This is a genomic window from Lysinibacillus sp. UBA5994, from assembly GCF_002429725.1.
In the GTDB taxonomy this organism is placed as follows: domain Bacteria; phylum Bacillota; class Bacilli; order Bacillales_A; family Planococcaceae; genus Lysinibacillus; species Lysinibacillus capsici.
Genome location: NZ_DJAU01000057.1, coordinates 136,957 through 156,356, shown reverse-complemented (window position 1 = coordinate 156,356; position 19,400 = coordinate 136,957). Strand labels below are relative to the sequence as shown.

The 19,400-nt window shown below is 36.2% G+C and carries 21 protein-coding genes and 1 riboswitch; of the genes, 12 read left to right on the top strand and 9 right to left on the bottom strand.

From position 1 onward, the window contains the following. The first annotated feature begins 139 nt into the window (after window positions 1–139). Window positions 140–913: a Cof-type HAD-IIB family hydrolase gene (locus tag B3D98_RS19650; RefSeq protein WP_054549687.1), complete on the top strand. Its 774-nt coding sequence runs from the start codon at window positions 140–142 to the stop codon at window positions 911–913. A gap of 61 nt (window positions 914–974) precedes the next feature. Next, window positions 975–1,571, top strand: a complete 597-nt coding sequence (locus B3D98_RS19645; protein WP_066037945.1) for a DedA family protein — start codon at window positions 975–977, stop codon at window positions 1,569–1,571. A 30-nt stretch (window positions 1,572–1,601) separates the two neighbouring features. Here B3D98_RS19645 and B3D98_RS19640 read toward each other — a convergent pair whose 3' ends face one another. From B3D98_RS19640 to B3D98_RS19620, 5 genes are all read right to left on the bottom strand, one after another. Beyond that, window positions 1,602–2,339 (bottom strand): cyclase family protein, encoded by a 738-nt coding sequence (locus tag B3D98_RS19640; protein ID WP_048394025.1) that lies wholly within the window; start codon window positions 2,337–2,339, stop codon window positions 1,602–1,604. Between the two features lie 89 nt (window positions 2,340–2,428). Beyond that, window positions 2,429–2,534: riboswitch (SAM riboswitch) on the bottom strand. Window positions 2,535–2,615: 81 nt separating this feature from the next. Further along, window positions 2,616–3,020 (bottom strand): hypothetical protein, encoded by a 405-nt coding sequence (locus tag B3D98_RS19635; protein WP_288585465.1) that lies wholly within the window; start codon window positions 3,018–3,020, stop codon window positions 2,616–2,618. 114 nt (window positions 3,021–3,134) lie between these two features. Further along, entirely contained in the window at window positions 3,135–4,706 is a 1,572-nt protein-coding gene (locus tag B3D98_RS19630) for an AraC family transcriptional regulator (RefSeq protein ID WP_066037946.1), read from the bottom strand. A 74-nt stretch (window positions 4,707–4,780) separates the two neighbouring features. Beyond that, window positions 4,781–5,731: an ABC transporter substrate-binding protein gene (locus B3D98_RS19625; protein ID WP_066037947.1), complete on the bottom strand. Its 951-nt coding sequence runs from the start codon at window positions 5,729–5,731 to the stop codon at window positions 4,781–4,783. Window positions 5,732–5,889: 158 nt separating this feature from the next. After that, entirely contained in the window at window positions 5,890–7,074 is a 1,185-nt protein-coding gene (locus B3D98_RS19620; protein ID WP_054549682.1) for an MFS transporter, read from the bottom strand. Window positions 7,075–7,184: 110 nt separating this feature from the next. Here B3D98_RS19620 and B3D98_RS19615 point away from each other — a divergent pair, with 110 nt between their 5' ends. Continuing rightward, window positions 7,185–7,568 (top strand): winged helix-turn-helix transcriptional regulator, encoded by a 384-nt coding sequence (locus B3D98_RS19615; protein ID WP_016992625.1) that lies wholly within the window; start codon window positions 7,185–7,187, stop codon window positions 7,566–7,568. A gap of 55 nt (window positions 7,569–7,623) precedes the next feature. Here the strand turns inward: B3D98_RS19615 and B3D98_RS19610 are convergent, their stop codons facing one another. Further along, window positions 7,624–8,469: an aldo/keto reductase gene (locus tag B3D98_RS19610; protein ID WP_016992626.1), complete on the bottom strand. Its 846-nt coding sequence runs from the start codon at window positions 8,467–8,469 to the stop codon at window positions 7,624–7,626. Between the two features lie 332 nt (window positions 8,470–8,801). On the opposite strand from B3D98_RS19610, the gene B3D98_RS19605 reads away from it, so the two are divergent. After that, window positions 8,802–9,242: a VOC family protein gene (locus B3D98_RS19605; protein WP_048394038.1), complete on the top strand. Its 441-nt coding sequence runs from the start codon at window positions 8,802–8,804 to the stop codon at window positions 9,240–9,242. Window positions 9,243–9,298: 56 nt separating this feature from the next. Here B3D98_RS19605 and B3D98_RS19600 read toward each other — a convergent pair whose 3' ends face one another. Next, window positions 9,299–10,177, bottom strand: coding sequence for a LysR family transcriptional regulator (locus tag B3D98_RS19600; RefSeq protein ID WP_288585457.1), 879 nt, complete (start codon window positions 10,175–10,177; stop codon window positions 9,299–9,301). 424 nt (window positions 10,178–10,601) lie between these two features. Between B3D98_RS19600 and B3D98_RS19595 the strand changes: the two genes are divergently transcribed. The 8 genes from B3D98_RS19595 (at window position 10,602) to B3D98_RS19560 (ending at window position 17,592) form a co-directional block, all read left to right on the top strand. Next, window positions 10,602–11,270 carry a response regulator transcription factor gene (locus tag B3D98_RS19595; RefSeq protein ID WP_115673124.1) on the top strand — a complete coding sequence of 223 codons (669 nt, stop codon included), beginning with the start codon at window positions 10,602–10,604 and terminating at the stop codon, window positions 11,268–11,270. Next, the gene (locus tag B3D98_RS19590) at window positions 11,267–12,634 is read left to right on the top strand and encodes a sensor histidine kinase (RefSeq protein ID WP_288585455.1); all 1,368 of its coding nucleotides are present in this window, start codon (window positions 11,267–11,269) and stop codon (window positions 12,632–12,634) included. Before B3D98_RS19595 ends, B3D98_RS19590 begins: the two co-directional genes overlap by 4 nt. Window positions 12,635–12,752: 118 nt before the next feature. After that, complete coding sequence (locus tag B3D98_RS19585) at window positions 12,753–13,664, top strand: ABC transporter ATP-binding protein (RefSeq protein ID WP_103118950.1); 912 nt, start codon at window positions 12,753–12,755, stop codon at window positions 13,662–13,664. Beyond that, window positions 13,661–14,371 carry an ABC transporter permease gene (locus B3D98_RS19580; protein ID WP_288585452.1) on the top strand — a complete coding sequence of 237 codons (711 nt, stop codon included), beginning with the start codon at window positions 13,661–13,663 and terminating at the stop codon, window positions 14,369–14,371. The genes B3D98_RS19585 and B3D98_RS19580 overlap by 4 nt, the downstream gene beginning before the upstream one ends. Beyond that, the gene (locus B3D98_RS19575) at window positions 14,371–15,108 is read left to right on the top strand and encodes an ABC transporter permease (RefSeq protein WP_066037953.1); all 738 of its coding nucleotides are present in this window, start codon (window positions 14,371–14,373) and stop codon (window positions 15,106–15,108) included. The genes B3D98_RS19580 and B3D98_RS19575 overlap by 1 nt, the downstream gene beginning before the upstream one ends. An 18-nt stretch (window positions 15,109–15,126) precedes the next feature. Then, entirely contained in the window at window positions 15,127–16,383 is a 1,257-nt protein-coding gene (locus B3D98_RS19570) for an erythromycin esterase family protein (RefSeq protein ID WP_288585448.1), read from the top strand. A gap of 69 nt (window positions 16,384–16,452) precedes the next feature. Beyond that, a complete protein-coding gene (locus tag B3D98_RS19565; protein ID WP_048394047.1) occupies window positions 16,453–17,337 on the top strand; it encodes a helix-turn-helix transcriptional regulator in 885 nt (294 codons plus the stop codon). Window positions 17,338–17,433: 96 nt separating this feature from the next. Beyond that, window positions 17,434–17,592 carry a DUF1540 domain-containing protein gene (locus tag B3D98_RS19560; RefSeq protein ID WP_004231699.1) on the top strand — a complete coding sequence of 53 codons (159 nt, stop codon included), beginning with the start codon at window positions 17,434–17,436 and terminating at the stop codon, window positions 17,590–17,592. A 48-nt stretch (window positions 17,593–17,640) separates the two neighbouring features. Here the strand turns inward: B3D98_RS19560 and B3D98_RS19555 are convergent, their stop codons facing one another. Further along, window positions 17,641–17,883 carry a hypothetical protein gene (locus B3D98_RS19555; protein WP_004231701.1) on the bottom strand — a complete coding sequence of 81 codons (243 nt, stop codon included), beginning with the start codon at window positions 17,881–17,883 and terminating at the stop codon, window positions 17,641–17,643. A gap of 74 nt (window positions 17,884–17,957) precedes the next feature. After that, entirely contained in the window at window positions 17,958–19,295 is a 1,338-nt protein-coding gene (locus tag B3D98_RS19550) for a PLP-dependent aminotransferase family protein (protein ID WP_288585438.1), read from the bottom strand. Window positions 19,296–19,400: the final 105 nt, after the last annotated feature.

The following is a 19,400-nucleotide window of genomic DNA, read 5'->3' as shown; positions in this document are numbered from 1 at the left end:
AAATACGCTTGTAATAGTTTTTATCGGTGGTGCAAAAGGAAGTTATATAGTTTGCTTAAAGTTTGTCAAAATACTTTCACATATTTCATGGGAGAAAAATTATAAATTGGTTCTAAATGACTATGAAGGAGTGCTCAAAATGAAGTATAATATCGTGTTTTTTGATGTAGACGGCACATTGATTAATTACGAGGATGGCTGTGTGGAAGAAAGTACAAAACAAGCTATTCAGCTATTGCAAGAAAAAGGAATCCATCTTGTAGCGGCTACTGGAAGACCCTTATCTATGTGCTATGAGTTAAAAGCGCTGGGGATTGAAACCTTTATTACTGCAAATGGGGCCTATGTGAAACATAAGGATCTTGTCATACATAAAACTCCGATTGCCAAAGAAATTGTCCACAATGTACAGGCGTTTGCACAGGAACAGCAGCATAGCCTAACATTTTTTACAGAGCAGCTATCCATGAATAGCATACAAAGTCCAGTAGCTTTAAGAGCGATGCAAGAAACTTTATCTTTACGGGATTTTCCACATATAAATGAAAAAATTGTAGATGAAGAGGTTTTTCTCATGTGTCTATATGCGGATGAGCTGGCTGAAAAAAGATATACTAGCCAAGTTTCGAATATATTTTTACAGCGTTGGCATCCTTATATTGTGAATGTATTACAGCAGGATGTTTCGAAGTCTATAGCTATTAAAGCGGTGCTTGATCATTTCAATATTGACCCTAAGAATGCGATTGCCTTTGGGGATGGGGATAATGATATTGACATGTTGGAATATGTAGGAGTAGGAATTGCCATGGGAAATGGTAGTAAAGCTCTAAAAAGTGTTGCGAATTTTGTTACAAAGACATCTACGGATGGCGGTATCAATTTTGCTTTACGTCAGCTTCAAGTCATTTAGAGCGCTGAGGCTACACTATATATAGCAGGTAGATTTTAATAAATTTTAGGTGGGATGATTTATGGCACATCACGTGCAGTCTCTAATTGAACATTACGGATACTTTGGAATTATCGTGATTCTAATTGGAGGTATTGTAGGGGTGCCACTTCCTGATGAGGTGTTTCTAACTTATGTAGGCTATAGTGTTTACCGAGAAAGTCTTGAACATATTCCTGCTTTAGTCAGTGCAATGATTGGTGCGGTTGGAGGCATTACCTTAAGTTACTATATTGGTTATCGTTTTGGCTTACCGTTATTGCAGAAATATGGGCCTAAAATTCATATTACAGAGCAAAAAATTGACTTTACGAAAAAGATGTTTACAAAAATAGGACCTACCCTATTATTAATTGGCTATTTTATCCCCGGGGTACGTCATTTGACAGCGTATATTGCGGCTATTAATAATTATCCTTATAGAAAGTTTGCGCTTTTTGCCTATACAGGGGCATTTATCTGGACGTTCACATTTATATCATTAGGAAAGATGCTTGGAGAGAAATGGCGATTTGTTGGATACTATCTGACTCATTATAGTATCTATCTTATCCTTTTATTTATTGTAGGGATGCTCATTGTTTACTTTCTATTCAAAAAAAGAAATGGACAAACATAAAAGTCGGTATACGCTATACCGACTTTTAAGTTATGGCAAAATAGCAAATGAGCGCACAGGGAAGCCAGATGCTTTTTCTGGCTTAGGTACGATATTGAAGATGATAGCGCCTTTCGCAGGTAGCTTGTCCAAATTCGTCATTAGCTCAATTTGATAGGTGTCTTGGTCAAGTACAAAATATTCGCCATCTAGCTTGCCATTTTTACGAAAATCAGCAGCAGAGTCCGTATCGAAAGTTTCATGACCAATTGCGCTTACCTTGCGTTCTTTTAGTAAAAACTGTAAAGCTTCTAAACCCCAGCCAGGGATATGGTTATGTCCATCTGCATCCTTATTACTGAAAGCCTCTTTATCTGGCCAGCGCTTACTCCAATCTGTGCGTAATGCTACAAATGTTCCTGCTTCAATTTCTCCATGCTTGTCCTCAAAATCAAGAATATCTTCAACACTTAATGAAAAATCATGGTTGCTCGCAGCCTCTTGTGATTTATCAATAACAACAAGGGGAAGAACAAGCTCTTTTAGTTCTAATTCTTCTAAGTAGCGAGTATCTCGCACAAAATGAATGGGTGGGTCGATATGTGTGCCATATTGACCAGGGAACGTGAATTGTTGAGCGAAGAAACCGTCCTTATGAGAAAATAACGTTTCAAATTTAGCGTCCTCAAACATAAAAAAATGTGGTGAATTAGGGCCGAATGTATGTGTTAAGTCAACCCACTGTTTCGATTTTAATAATTGCAATGCTTGTAAAAGTTCATTAGACATCGATTTCCCTGCTTTCTGTAAAAATAGTTGTAAATAAAAAGGAGTCCCCTAATAGAAGAGGACTCCTGCTGCAACAACGGTAGTTCTTCTTCTCATCTTCAAGGCTGATCATTTTGCCAATTGGAATTAGCACCATACTGTTAGCTGGTTGCTGAGACTTCATCGGGCCAATCCCTCCGTCTCTCTTGATAAGAAAAGTAATATAAGAATTTTCAGAAATAACAATACAAACACTTTAGCATAGTTTTTTATAGTTTACAAGTTCACTAGGAATTTTCACCAATTCAAATTTAAGGTGACTCCACAACAATCATTATCAATAAGACGTATTCTAAAACTGTCTGGTGTATAGTTTGTTTCAAATTTCATCGTAATGCCTGTTGATGTGATTAATTTTTCAACCTCTGTTTTATTTGAAAGTTGAGCAGCATTCATTAAATCATGTGCGAATTGTTGGGAGCTATCTATTTTATCCGTAAGTAATTGGGCTTGCTGCATCATTGCCTTTATCCGTGATGCTGAAGCTTTTAATTTGTGTGTATCGACAGGTGGAAAAGGATTATTGGTCGGCATTGCTAGATGTTGCGAAAAGGGTCTAATGGCAAAATGATTAGCGATAGGCGATGTTGGATAATGATAGGGATGCACAAAATACGGATAAGGAATGTAATACAAGGTCATTCCTCCTATCCTATAACTGATATCCTATCTTATGTAGCAAAACGGCTTTCGGTGTTATTAGCAGTGCAATGTTTGTCCTAATCATTGAAAAAGGAAGCTAAAGTAAGCTTCCTTTTAGCCAAGTACATTTAAGACATCATCAATTTTTTTACTATGTGATAAAATGCCATAATTCATCCATGTTAAAAAGTCTACTTCATAGACACAGTTGCTTTTAACGGCAGCTAGGTTTTTCCAAGTAGGAGTTTTTAAAATAGCACGTTCCTCATTTTCATAAATGGAATGTTGTTTATCAAAGGTAATAAATAAATGATCAGCATCTAATTGCAACAATTGAGCAAATGTCAGTTGTGCTTTACGTTGATTGTGCGGAATACTCCATACTAGTGAATGTGGCATTAAACCTAAGTCACGATATAAAATGGGGCCCGTATAGCCACATTCAGGACCCGCATATAGAGTAATGCCAATGGCTGAAATACGGAGAAATGCTACACTTTGCCCATAAACAGATTTGCTAAGAATTCCTTTTGCTTGTTGTACTTTATCTTCATATTGTAGGATTACGTCTTGCATCAAGGAGGTTTTTCCTGTTAGATCTGCAATTTTAAATAAAGTAGATTGCCAATTCTCTCCAGGGTGTGAAAGATGGCAGACGGGGGCTACTTCATCTAAGTGCTGAAAGGATTCCCAACGCTCTACACCAGAATCTAACATAATTAAAGTTGGCTTATAGTAAAAGAGTCGATCCATTTCTCTATTTTGTACATCGATATCTGGCACTTTCTGTAGACCTAAATAGTCTTGTTTCCCCCATTTTGAATGACTGAATTGAGCAATTGGCGTAATCCCAAGCGCAACAAAGAAATCTTCTAAGAATGGTGCAAATACACGTATATGGCTGCTTTGATTTCTTCGATATTGTCCTGGAGAGATGCCGACATGTTCCTTAAAGCGACGATTGAAATAATACTCATTATTAAATCCGACAGACTGGCTAATTTCAAATACTCGATCATTTGTTGTCATTAATAAATGCTTAGCTTTTTCAATACGAAGTTTAGTTAAATAGTGAAGAGGAATTTGTCCCGTAATATCTTTAAAAATGCGCGTGTAATTCCATCTTGGTACGTCAGCTAGCTGTGCTAGCTGCTCAACCGTCCACTCTTTTTCAAAATGTTTTTGTAAATGGTTAACGGACTGCTCAACAGATTGGCGATCATTTTTTTTCATCTGCTTGGGTATGGTTTGATGTAAGAGTAATAACATCAGCTCTTGAAAGTGCACATGCTGTTCAAAAATCGTGTGTTCATCCTCCGCTAACCGGTTTTGATAGATGACTTCTAGCAGTCTATGACATTGTGAAAAGGGGAGAAGATGTCGTTCGCTGATACTTGTAAAATGACTATATGAATTTTGACTATTGCTGAGATTGACAATGTTGAATTGTAACTGATAAAAACAAAGGTGTTCACTTTGAATGTGGATACTAACCGTGTTATTTGGCGGAATCAATATGCACTTTTCTTCACTAAAATGAATGGTGTCATGATCTATGGCTAGCTTTCCGCTACCATTCATTACGATAAAAAGTGTATAGAAATCACTACTAATCAATAACTTTTTTGACGGTTGAATTGAATAAGAGATATTTTGTAACGTATAAACATGTGTTAAGTTACCCATTAATAATTCACCCCTTTTTTTGAATTGGCAGAACAACACAAAGAAAGCCCTCATTAAGAGCTTTCTTTGGAAAATTATTTGACGAACCATTTCTCTAAATCATCATACTTTAGCAAGTTGGCTGTGATTGCGCCAGATTGCCAATATGTGCGATCAGCAATATAAACATGCCCATTTTTTACAGCAGGGAGTGTTTTCCATAGTGTACTATCTAACCATTTAATGGCTTCTTGGTTTTCTTTAGACTCCCATGTTCCGTTTGAAGGGAAAAGGATGATATGATCCGCATCTAATTCCGTGATAGCCTCTTCTGATAAAACCTCGTGAAACTCTGTCATATCACGGGCTAATGGATGTGGTGTTAAGCCTGTCTCTGTGTAAATATAGCCAGAGTAGCGATTTTTAATACCAAATAACGCTAATGTATTATCTGCTACATTTAGTCGTACAACAGCAACTGTTTCGTCTTCGATTGATTCATCTAGTTTTGCTTTTAAATCGGAAACACGTTGCTCATATTGATCAACCATTTCTTTTGCTTTATCGGAAATATTTAAAACATCAGCTATTGTTTTCGCAATTTCACGTGGATCTTGTAGAATATCTTCTTTCAAGCGGTAAGTAGGCGCTACCTTTGAGTATTCATCATACTTTGCCTTGTCCGCGGCACCATCTACAATGATTAAATCAGGCTTGGCTTGTAATAATGTTTCCATGCTACCAGTAATGTCGAACTCAGGAACATCTAATCCTAAATAGTCCTGTTTTCCCCAAGATGGGTGATACCATTGCACAACGGGTTTTACATCCAAAGCAGTTAAATAGTCTTCCAAATAGATAGCAGCTACACGCTGTGGATTTGTAGGAATTTCTACTTTTCCAAACTCGTCTTCTACAATTCTTGTATCTTTAGATGATTGTTCTTCTGTAGCTGTATCCTCTTTTACTTCATTTGAGCCACAGGCACCTAATACGAATATAAGTGCAAAGAAAACTACAAATGAAAAATATCGACCTCTACGCATTTTATTCACTCCTATAGATTTACTAAAACAGTAAGGGTATTCCCTTAAATTAGAATGATAATCATTCTCGTTTGATTCAAGTAAATTATAGGATACTACATATCAACAAACAATACACATTCTCTACTACTTTTTTATACAAAATGAAATTCAGAGAGTTATTGTTTTTTGTTATCGAAAAGTAACCATAAAAGTGTAACAATTGCAGCTAGCATAACCATCAGGAATCCGTATATAGGCGTATGCGCCAACGATTGGTGGCGAATAATAAAGCCTCCGATATATGAGCCTAAAAATATGCCAATATTGAAAGCAGAAATATTCAATGCTGAGGCCATTGAAATTGCTGATGGTATATATTTTTCAGATAGTAGAACAGCATATAGCTGCAATCCTGGGACATTCATAAACATGAACAATCCCATTGTCAGCACCATTATTAATCCCATAATAGGTGATTCAAGAGTAAAGCCAATGCCAAGCAATGCCAATGCAAGTCCAACAAAAATAATAAAGATGGAACGTAGCGGATTATGATTAGCAAAATGACCTCCAAGAGTATTACCGATAGCTACACAAATCCCATAGACAACTAGAATAATGACGACTGTATGTGGGGAATACCCCATATATTGCTCTAAAATAGGTGAAACATATGTGTAGACAACAAAAGCACCGCCGTATCCAATTGCGGTAATGAATAGTATTAAGATCATTCGAATATTGCCTAATACTTTGCCAATATCACGGATAGAGATGGGGTTGCCTTTCGATAATTGGCTAGGTACTAAAAATGCATTACTAATTAAACCGACAATTCCAATGACAACAATAAAAATGAATGACATACGCCAATCTGTTACTTGTCCAATAAATGTACCGAGTGGGACACCTGTTACAGTAGCTAATGTTAAGCCAGTAAACATAAAGGCGATAGCACTTGCTCGTTTATTTGGTTCCACTACATCTGCTGCTATAACAGAAGCGATGGACATAAACACACCATGTGCTAATGCTGAAATAATACGTCCGATTAATAGTAATGCGAAATTAGGAGCTAAAGCGACTGCTAGGTTACCCACTATAAAAATGGACATGACAAGCAATAATACGGTTTTTCGACTAAGGCGGGATGTTAAAGCTGTTAGTAAGGGAGCCCCAACAGTTACCCCTAGTGCATATATAGAAACGGTTAAGCCAGCTGTGCTAAGAGAAATACCAAAGTCATCTGTAATTAATGGTAAAAGTCCGACACTGATAAATTCAGTGGACCCTATACCAAATGCACTGATAGCAAGTGCTAGTAAGGTAAGTTTAGCATTTGGCTTTTTTGATTTTGACATTTTACTACTATCTCCTTTGATTTTTTTTATTATGTGTAGTAATATTCATACATACCAAAAAGATATGTAGAGTACTTTTAGTTACTTTTGGATATTACAGGAGGTTTACGATGCAAAAAGTTTATAATATTGGTGTTGAAGCTACACTAGAAGTTATTGGTGGTAAATGGAAACCAGTTATTCTTTGTCATTTAAACCACCATGGTAAAATTCGAACAAACGAATTTCGACGATTGATCCCAGGTATTTCACAAAAAATGCTCACAAACCAATTAAGGGAACTGGAGCAGGCTGGGTTAATCAATCGAAAGGTCTTCAATCAAGTACCACCAAAAGTTGAATATTCATTAACAGCCTATGGACAAGGAATGGAACCAATTCTGAACATGCTTTGTACGTGGGGTGAAAAACATGTTGAATTATTACAGGATAAAGGTGAAGATGTACTGTTAAAACAACGTGATGATGATATTGCCATGCAGCAAACATCATAATGAGGGGAGAAAGAGACTGTCATATACAAGACAGTCTCTTTCCTCTTTTTAATGCTTATAGAGCAAAGTCAAATTCATCTGGATTTGGTCCAACACGTTGTTCACGATTCATCTCATTGATTAATGCCATTTCTTCGTCTGTTAAAGTAAAGTCAAAGATATCAGCGTTTTGCATCATACGCTCTCTACGTACTGATTTTGGAATTGTAATCACTCCATTTTGTACATCCCAGCGTAAAATAACCTGAGCATTTGATTTTCCGTATTTTGTTGCGATTTTTGAAATTGTTTCATCTTCAAGAAGTCCACCTTGCATTAAAGGTGCCCATGCTTCAAGTTGAATTTGGTGCTTGTCACAGAATGAACGAAGCTCCACTTGTTGTAAGCGTGGGTGGAATTCCACTTGGTTCACAACAGGTTTAATATGAGCAAATGATAATAAGTTATCCAAGTGTGCCACAGTAAAGTTACATACACCGATTGCTTTGATCTTGCCTTGTTCATATAAGTCTTCAAGTGCTTTCCACGATTCAGCATATTTATCTTTACCAGGCCAATGAATTAGATAAAGGTCTAAATAATCTAATCCTAATTTTTTTAGGCTCTCTTCATATGCTGCAATTGTTTCATCATAGCTTAAACCATCGTTCCATACTTTAGATGTGATAAATAAATCTTCACGACGTAAGCCAGTAGATGCTAGAGCTTGTTTAATACCTTCTCCTACACCTGCTTCATTGCCATAAATAGCAGCAGTATCGATGCTTCGATAGCCAACCTCGATAGCATTTTTAACCATTTCTGCAGTAGCGTCATTTTCTACTTGAAAAACCCCTAAACCCATACCAGGCATTTGTAGGCCATTATTTAAAGTGATTGTATCTTGTAAATGAGTAATCATTTTAAGTCCTCCATGTTTTGTGATTATTGGATTGCTTACTCATTATGCTGCTAATAAACTCTCAAAAAAAGTACGTACTTTTTTGTGTCATAGAAACGTAGAGGTAACTTTTGTGAGCTGGCAATGATTAGAGGAATAAAAATATTTATTGATGATGAACGATTAAATAAAAATGTCACACCTGATTGGTCTTAACTACTAGTAAAAAATATCGAGTAGTCTACAAAAGGCTTTGGAGACAATTAAACAAATATTTTTCTTGCGGTAATAAAAGGAAATATACGTTCGGTAGAGAATTAAAGTAGTAATACTTTAAAAAGGGGATTTTGAAGATGAATCGTTTAAATTTAATTACATTAGGTGTTAAAGATATGGTGGAATCTCTAAATTTTTATCGAGAGGGACTGGGTTTTGAAGTGGTGGTATACGGAGAGGAGACGAATCCCGATGTCATGTTCTTTAATAATGGAGGAACAAAAATATCGTTATTTCCAATTGAACGTTTAGTCAAAGATATTAATGAATCCAATCCACCAGAAATTAGCCAAGGCTTTGGTGGAATCACGCTTGCCTATAATGGTAAATCAAAAGAAGAAGTAGATCGAGTCTTTGCATTAGCAAAAAAGGCGGGTGCAGAAATTATTAAGGAGCCCGTAACTGTATTTTGGGGTGGCTATAGTGGATATTTTCAAGATCCAAATGGCTACTATTGGGAAGTTGCCTATGGCGACATGTGGCAGTTTGATGAGAATGATATGCTGATTATTCAATAACTGTTCAAAAAGAGAGCAAACTAACGTTTCTAATTTGTTCTCTTTTTTATTAATCGTTAACAATAATACTTCCTCATTAAATCCACAAAGTTTTGAGCGGCTTTAGATAAATAATGATTCTTCAGCCATACGAGTCCTACTGAGGTGGATAATTCTGCTGATGGAATTTTGTATGTATGAAGTGGTAAATCTCCATATTGCTTTAAAATAGTTTCAGGTACGATAGAGGAGCTAAAGCCAGCAGCAATCAAGTTCATTAACAGTGCCGTATCTGAGCATTCTCCAATAATGTGGGACTGCAACTGGAAGCGAGAAAATGCTTCTAATATCGAATAATGTACGCCTAAGCCTTCAGTGCTTGGTAAAAGGATTGGCCAATTTTGTATGTCAACTAAAGATACATCGTGTTCTAAGAAGTCGAATTTTTTGGATTGTATAAAGTAAAATGGTTCAGTGTACATATGAAGAACAGAGAAATCATCTAATTCTAAAGGTAAGCGAATGATGGCAAGTTCTACAATACGGTCTCTTACTAATTTACATAGATAAGAAGATTCGTTTTGTTGAATTTTATAAGTCACCTTTGGATAATATTGTTGAAATTGTTGTAGTAATTGAGGTAGCTCAATTACTGAAAATGTATTAATGCCCAATGTCAATCGACCATGAAGGCCTAATCCAATATCCTTAACCTCTGCTTCTGCCTCTTCCATTAATTGTGCAACCTGCAACGCATATTTATATAATGTCTTTCCCGCTTCAGTTACTTCAAAATACTTGCCGCTCCTTTCTACCAACTTTGAACCGAGTTCTTCCTCCATCGTTTTTAAATGCTGACTTAATGGTGGTTGAGAAATATGTAACCTTTCAGCCGCAGCAGAAATCTTTTTTTCCTCCACAATTGCTATAAAATAGCGTAGTTGTCTTATATCCAAACATAAACACCCCTCTATTATAGGTAAAACCTAAGTAAATTATATTTCTCTAATATTTTTAATATAGTTAGGGCCATGTTAGCATATTTATCAAAGAAAAAAGAAGTAAAGTTTCTTTTTTCAAGCACCTAAATGTGAAGCGAGCAACGTCGATGAAAAAATAATTCAACTTAGGAGTATATGATTCTTGCATGCTTTGGGGCTTGCCTTGTAATACCGATTCCCTACACCTTTCTAAATGAATTTGAAGCAGTTGATAAAGTAGCAACGTATACTATAAAAGAGCAACTTTTATTAGTTGCTTTTTTCAATAAATCAACGTTTTTGAATTTCCTAAGAAAATAAATAACAGTTCCCCTATAATAACCATGTATGGAAATTATAAATTTCTAATTTTAGTTAAATGTATCAAGGAGGTTGAACATTGATTCGTATATTGTACATAGAAGATGAAAAAGAAATCGGACAATGGGTAAGCAAGGAATTAACTGAACGAGGTTATGACGTGACATGGCTGGAATCAGGGGAGGGGCTTGAGCAACATATTAACTCAAAAGATATTGCTATATTGGATGTGATGCTACCTGGATTGGACGGTTTCTCCTTAGGTAAAAGAATTAAACGGGAAAATAAAGACCTGCCAATTCTAATGTTATCAGCACGAACAGCTGTTGAAGATAAAATTGAAGGGCTGCATTTTGCTGATGATTACCTAACAAAGCCATTTCACCCTGATGAGCTCGTAGCAAGACTGGAAGTATTATTAAGAAGATATCAAAAAAGTGATGATGTACTGACATTGCAGCACCTTAAAATTGATACGAAAGATATGCAAATAATCAATACGATTGATGAAGAAGAAATTCTTTTGACAGGAAAACAATTTTATTTATTACAGTATTTTATTCGTCATTTAAATCAAATTTTAACGAAGGAACAACTCTATGAGGGTGTTTGGGGTGAGAGCTATATAGAAGGTGATAAAACACTCATGGTGCATATTCGTTACTTAAGAGAAAAAATAGAAATCAATCCTGCAAAGCCTATGATTATTGAAACAATCAGAGGCATTGGCTATAGGGTGAAACAATGAAATTTTTTCGATCATTATTAGCGAAATATATGCTCATTATTATATTAGCCATATCTATTGTGCAAATCTCCTATCTGGGTGTTGCTATTTTCGTATTAGGCATTACAAAGACAGGGACAGGAGATTTTTCAAGTGGAGTACTTGTAGAAAGTGATATTGAAGAGCAATGGCATGCACAGGCTAAAAATATGACCAATGCAACAGATGATGCGATTACGCAGTTATTTCAAAAGTGGCAAGAGCAATTTCCTACGGCTTCTATGTTTTGGGTAAGTGAAGAGGGGAACTTACTGACTACATGGAATGTGAAGGATCAGTTACCAGCAAAGTGGACACCAGCCTATACAACTCAATTTATAAAAGAACGTTATGGAGATGATCCATTTACTGTTATTGCCTTCTTAGGTGATGATATATCAAATGGCTTTATTGTATTAGAGATTCCAAGGGTAGCATTTAATCCTCCACTTATAAAGGTCTATGATAACTATGGTAACTTTTTATTTTTTGGTGTTATTGCAGTTATTTTATTTTTTATTGTAGTTTCGCTTCTATTTTTCAAGGGAATTCGAAAAAGACTATTACATCTGCAAGAGGCGATGGAAATACGTGATGTAGATGGTCTACCTATTGAAATTCAGGTGAAAAAACGAGATGAGATTGGGCAATTGGAGCATAGTTTTAACAGAATGGTTTGTGAACTGCGAGACAGTAAACAACGTCAACAGAAGGAAGAACAGCTAAGACGTGAACTGATTGCTAATTTATCACATGATTTACGGACACCTTTAACGAAGGTAAGAGCTCAATCCTATACAATTAGCAAAGAAGCGTTATCTGAGGAAGGGAAGCAAGCATTAAAGGCTATGGACACATCCATAGTGAATATTGATGCTTTAATTGAAAATTTGATGTCCTACACATTGCTTATGGCAAGTAAATATAAGTTTGAACCGAAAGACATCAATGTTATCCGATTTGTAAGGGAACATCTAACGACATGGTATCCAGTTTTCGAGCGAGAAGGTTTTACAATCGATATTGAGCTACAGTCATTTGAACCTGTTGAATGGCGTGTTGATCCATTATGGTTAGGGAGAGTATTTGATAATATTTTCCAAAACGTACTGCGCCACGCGAATAGTGGTAAATATATAAGTGTGAAAACCGAATCGACGGCGTGTTATACAGCATTTATTGTTGAGGATCATGGTCAAGGGATGAAAAATGAGTCGAATGCAAAGGGAGCCGGAATCGGCTTGTCAATTGTTGATGTCATGATAAAGGGCATGCATCTTGAATGGGATATCCATTCCGATCACTCTGGTACTAAAATTATCATAAAAAAATCTGCGAAAGCTTGAGAAATAAATGCTTCGCAGATTTTTTTTATGATAGAAATGATTTTTTAAACAAAATTTAAACTTAGCCCATACCTTTTTTTAAACTTCCCTTTTTAAGATAGTTAAAGAGGTGAGGACATTGGAATATATCGTACAAACACAAAACTTATCAAAACGCTTTGGAAAAGAGCAAGCTGTATCAAATTTGAACTTGCAAATACGCAAAGGTGAAATATATGGATTTTTAGGTCCGAATGGGGCAGGTAAAACGACTACAATTCGAATGCTTCTAGGTTTAATGAAGCCATCTTCTGGAACAATTAAAGTCTTTGAAAAGAATATTACGAAGGAACGTATCCAAATTTTAGCTAAGATTGGTTCGTTGGTGGAAAACCCTTCTTATTATCCACATTTAACAGCATATGAGAATCTAGAGGCACTAAGAAAAATACTAGGTGTACCGAAAACTCGAATCGATGAAGTTTTGGAAATTGTCCGTTTGAAGGAAGCTGCCCATAAAAAGGTCAAAGGTTTCTCTTTAGGAATGAAGCAACGTCTTGGTATTGCTGCTTCTTTACTACATAGTCCTGAATTACTTATTTTAGATGAACCAACGAATGGCCTAGATCCTTCAGGCATTATAGAGATTCGTAATTTAATTAAAAGATTACCAGAGGAATATGGCATGACCATTATAATCTCCAGCCATTTATTATCAGAGATTGATCAAATGGCAACACAAGTTGGGATTGTTTCGAAAGGGAAATTAATTTTCCAAGATTCTATTGAGGCTATGCGTCGATTTGCCCAACCAAAGGTTACCTTTAAAGTAAACAATGGTGAAAAAGGATGGCGCTTCTTATTAGCAAATGGTATTAAGGCAGATTATCAGGGTGGTGTGATTTTCTTAGAAGAGTGCTCGGATGAAAAGGTTGCTCATATTGTCCAAGTTCTTGTTCAGGAAGGTATATCGGTATTCCGAGTCGAGGAAGAGAAACGTTCATTGGAGGATATATTCCTCCAAATGACGATGGGAGAACAGGAAATATGATGGGAAAGCTATTAACTGCTGACTTCTTAAAAATCAAACGTAAAGGATTATGGCTTCTAACGCTTATTGGCCCTTTAGGGGTGGTTGCTCTGCAAATGGTCAATTATGGAGTAAGAAAGGATTATCTCTTACAGCAAAGTGAGGATGATTGGGGCTATTTCTTATTAAATGTGCATTCATTTACACCGCTTGCCATAGTCTTGGGTATTGCCATTGTTACGTCATTCATAGCAAGCATTGAAAATGAGACCAATGCTTGGAAGCAGCTCATTGCATTACCTGTTTCGAAATTAACCGTGTATTTGTCTAAATTTACGTTGTTAGCTATCTTACTATTCTTCGCCTCAACGTTATTAATGTTTTTTACGCTGAGCTACGGGTTGTTTTTAGAATTAGGTGACACGGTACCTTACATGGAGCTAGCCAAATATAGTTATTTCCCTGCTTTTGCAGCATTACCTATCTTGGCACTTCAATTGTGGATAGCGAGTGTAAGTCATAATCAAGGGATTCCTATAACTGTAGGCATTTTTGGGATGATTTTTGCCTATTCTTCCTATGTTCTTCCAGATTGGATGATATGGAAATGGCCATCATTGATGAACCAATGGAATGAGCCGGTGATCAATGTCTTATTAGGCGTAGGAATTGGTATCTTACTCTATATTATCGGCATGGTTGATTTTGCAAGAAGGGACGTGAAATAATGATTACTTTACTTCAAGCTGAGTGGTTTAAGTTACGTAAATCAAAAATGGTACCAATTATTTTAGCAGGACCCATGATTGGACTTTTTATAGGACTATCCGCTAATTTAGAGGACAACATGCAGGGGATTGAAATCAATGAGTGGTATATATCGTTATTTTCGATGAATTTAACATATGCTCTATTATTTTTACCTCTTATTTCTGGTGTTTTTACCAGTCTTATTTGTAGGTATGAACATCAGTCTGGTGGATGGAAGCAACTTTTAGCATTACCAGTAACAAGAGGGAAAGTATTTGTAGCTAAATACATATTGATTATGCTGCTTGTTTTAGCAATGCAGATATTGTATTTAGGCTCGGTCTTTGCTGTTGGGATGGTAAAAGGCTATACAGATTCTTTTCCTATGGAGATTGTTTGGAAAAGCATAGTAGGAGGCTGGGTAGCGACACTGCCATTAGTAGCCTTGCAATTGTGGATGTCCATTATGTTTAAAAGCTTTGCTGCTCCATTTGCTGTTAATGTCATATTTACTTTACCATCAATTTTAGCAGTGAATTCTGAAAGAATTGGTCCGTATTATCCTTGGGCACAACCCTTTTCGATGATGTATATAGGGGGCAATACAGACGATGTATTCTTTGTACCGTGGGAGCAATTGTTAACCGTAGTAGGTGGCGGATTCATCGTATTTTTCCTCGGAGGATATTACTATTTCCAGCGAAAATCTATTTAAGCTAAAAGGAGAATGAGAATGCTGAAACGTAGCTTACGTTTTTTAACTGCATCGATGCTATTAGTAGCTTTAGTAGGATGTGGACAGAGAGAGGCCGTAAAAGATGCCGCACAATATACGAATGAAATTAAAGATATCAACATTCCTGATGATGTAAAAATTATTGGTTTTGGGGAAGCAACACATGGCAATATCGAATTTCAAACATTAAAAAAAGATGTATTTGAAGCGATGATAAAAAATGAAAATGTCCATGTTTTCGTTTTAGAAGGAGATTTTGGTGGGGCCCAACAGATAAATCAATTTATCGAAAACGGTGTCGGAACGGCGGAGGAAGCTATAAAAGCGTTAGACTATGGCATCTACAAAACTGAACAAATGGTAGAGTTTGTGCAGTGGATGCATGACTATAATCAGACAGTTGATGATCAAGAGAAAATTTATTTTTATGGAAATGATATGCAACGCTATGATTACAGCAAAAAGGGGTTACTTGATTTTTACGCCAAGGTACATGCTGACAATGCACGAAAATTCACGACTAAGCTAGAGCATGTTTCCAACAAAACGATGAGAGATTTATCGGATAGTCAGCTACTTGAGCTTGATAAAACGATTGATACAATAATCAACGATTTACAATCAAACAAAGCGATGTATGAGCAAAAATCTTCAAAGGATGAATTCGCATTTGCTGTTCAATATGCGCAAATTATGAAGCAGCGTACGCAATTATTTTTAAATGATGGTAATTATATGAATTTACGGGACGAATATTTAGCTGAAAATTTACAATGGATTGTTGAATATGAAGCAACACAAGGTCATGATAAAGTATTAATGTCTGCTCATAATGGTCATATTGAGAAAACTTCTGCTACGATGGCAGGCTATCAATCGATGGGGCATTATTTAAGTGAGATATATAAAGATCAATATTTTGCGATTGGCACAGACTTTGTGAAAAATACATTCCAGGCACAAAATGGGTCTGGAGCACGAAAGGAATATACGATTGAGCATCACAATGCTTTAGTGGATGCCTTTAGTGACATTGATAATAACATCTTTTATGTGGATTTTGAAGCTGCCAAACAATCGAAGGAGCTGGCGAATATTCTTTCCAAAAAGCAAAGAATGGGCAATATCGGCGATGATTTTCGTCCGTGGTATAAGCTGACACAAATGCTGTACACCATTAAAATGACACCTGAGGAAGCTTATGATGGTCTCATCGTTGTGCAAGAAGCAACACCAACAAAAATAATTGATTAAGCTAAATTTAGCAACCTCCATCAAAAAATCTGTTTCCTTCTCCATTATGATAAAGATGAGGTGAGTAACATGGAGTATAGTCAAGCGACACAAAGAACTATTGCCTATATCGAGGAGCAATTGATGGAAGAAATTTCTTTTGAATGTCTTCCTAATACTGCTGGCTATTCGAAGTACCATCTAAGCCGAATTTTTAAGCAAGAAACGGGAATTACGATTGGTGAATATATTCGTATACGTCGGCTAGCTATGGCAGCGAGTTATTTGATGTACTCTAATGTATCGATATTAACGATTGCTGTAACACTTCAGTTTCAATCACAAGAGGCTTTTACAAGAGCCTTTAAAGAAGTTTATGCTTTACCACCAGGGAAGTATCGAAAAGTAATGCAATCATTAAATATGATGGAGGAGGAACATTACATGGAAACAGTTGAACAGGTTAAAGGTTGGGTGTTGAGTGGTGCTAATCCCGAATTGTATAAATTTCATACAGATGACAAGGTATTTCATTCAGGGAAGCGTTCAGGAGTATTGTATTCCACAACTGCCTCAGCAAATCATGGTCAATTTGCTACAATGATGCAGGGTTTTCAGGCAGCTGACTATAAAGGGAAACGCTTGAAAATGTCATGCTACTTAAAGACGGCAGATGCTACAAAGTGTGGTGCATGGATGCGTATTGACAATGGTACAGGTGATACGATTCAATTTGATAATATGGATCAACGCCCTGTGACAGGTTCTACTGAATGGAATCATTATTCTATTGTCTTAGACGTACCTGAAGAAGGTAATTCCATTTATTTTGGTGTGTTACTAATTGGTTCGGGTAAAGTCTGGGCAGATGGCTTCCGTTTTGAAGAAGTTGACAACAAGGTACCCTCAACTAATATGCTTACGCAGGAACATTTATCAAATCATCCTACTAATCTAGACTTCAGTATGGAGTGAATCAGACAGCACTGACAAAAGTGCAAGATGACTTTTTTGAATAACGTATTGATTACCTCTAATTTGTTAAAGATAACAAGGAGGAGGTGTGAGACGATGGCACAAGAAATTCTTTGTGAAGTCAATAACTGCACATTTTGGGATTCTGGTAACAAATGCACAGCTGAAAAAATTTATGTTGTCAGCCAAAAGGGACAACATGCTTCCAACAGCGAGGAAACAGACTGTAAAACATTCGAACCTGAAACGCATTAATGCCAAAAGGGTAGCCATGTATATGGTTACCCTTTTTCCCTGTCTTTATTAATAAATATCTACCTTTTCTTTGTTAAATAAAAGAGCATGGGCATTTTTTACTTTTTCTTCTACATAATCCAGTGAGTATTTACCAACAGAATCTGTTAAATCCCCAATTGCCCGCGACAAGTTATCAATAATCGGAATTAATTTGTGCATTTCTGTGCGATGCTTTTCTTTGTGCATCTCATCCATAATTTCATATGCAAGACGTTGAATCTTCCTTAGTCGCAATTTCTCAGATTGCATTGAATCCTCCTTATTGAACCAATTTATGATGTCTAATTATATGAGCTACAATAAGGTTTCATGAATAATGTGCTTTAGAAATAATTGCTCGTGTTATGAAGGGCTAGTGCAATTTCCCTTATGCCAACATCAATCTTGGATTCGTCTATATTCGATACATTTAGTTTGATAATACGTTCCCGATAAAATGCATCTAAATAATTGCGTTTAATAGGATCTAACAAAATATTTTGTTGTGCCAAATGATCAATAATCTTAGAAGTATTCACCTGTCTCGGTAGAATGATATGGCTATGCATACAGATTTCCTTAGAGGATTGATAGTCTGCCAGATGAGTTGCTATAGATTGTTGAAGTTGATTTGCTCGGCTTGCATAAGCTTCACTGACTTTCTTCTGATAACGTTCAAACATACCACTTTTCAAGTAGAGCTCTAATGCAGCTTGGGAGATCATGGAGCTATCAATATCAGTGGTATTTTTATACTGTTGAAAGGTATTAATCAAAACATTTGGTAATACGGCAAGTCCGATACGTAAGCCAGGAAACATAATTTTAGAAAAGCTTTTTAAATAAATAACCCGATCCTGTGTATCCTCCGTAAATAGGGGATCTATTTTTGTATTTTGCTCAAAATCCGCTAAATAATCATCTTCAACTATATACACATTATATTTATAGGCAAGTTTTCGTATTGAATCCTTTTCTTTTTTACTATAGGAAGTTCCTAGAGGGTTGTGCAGACGTGGCATCGTATAAAAAAACTTTATGTCGTGTTTACTAAAAATGTTTTCTAGTTCATCTAAATCAATGCCATCCGTTGTTCTTTTGATGCCCATTGCCGGAAGTTCATAGGTTTTTAAATAATCCATATACAAATGATAGCTAGGTTGTTCCACTAAGATCGTTGAGCGACCATTTGGAAAGGGCATTATACTTAGCAAGGATAGAGATTGTTGGACACCTGAAGTAATGAAAATATTTTCTTCCTTTGTAAACAGTTGATAGCTTGTTAATAGTTTTTTTGCTTCCGCTATTAATGACGGTAGGCCTTTTGGTGTCCCATATCTAAATAAATCTGCTTGGTATGTGTCGATGGCCTTATTAATACAATGCTGAAAATCTTGATAAGGGAATGCATGCCAATTGGGCGAAGATGTAGCAAAATCTATGTAATTTTTCATTTTTGGTTGTATGGGCAGTTGATGATCAACAACATAGTAGCCACTTTTAAGCATTGAATAGATAATATGCTGATCCTCCAGTTTTTTTAAAGATGCTAAAATCGTACTCTTACTACAGGAAAATTGCTGTGATAACTGGCGAATCGAGGGGAGTTTTGCCCCTGCTTGAAGTGAGCCTGTTTGGATCTGAGTCAGGAGCTGAGAATAAATCCATTCGTATTTAAGCATACATAACCTCCAGCACATCTGTATCGGTACAGATGTGTTTTTTTTATATCGTCAATAAGTTCTCTATTTAATACGATAACTATACCGGCCGGAATGTTTAAAGAA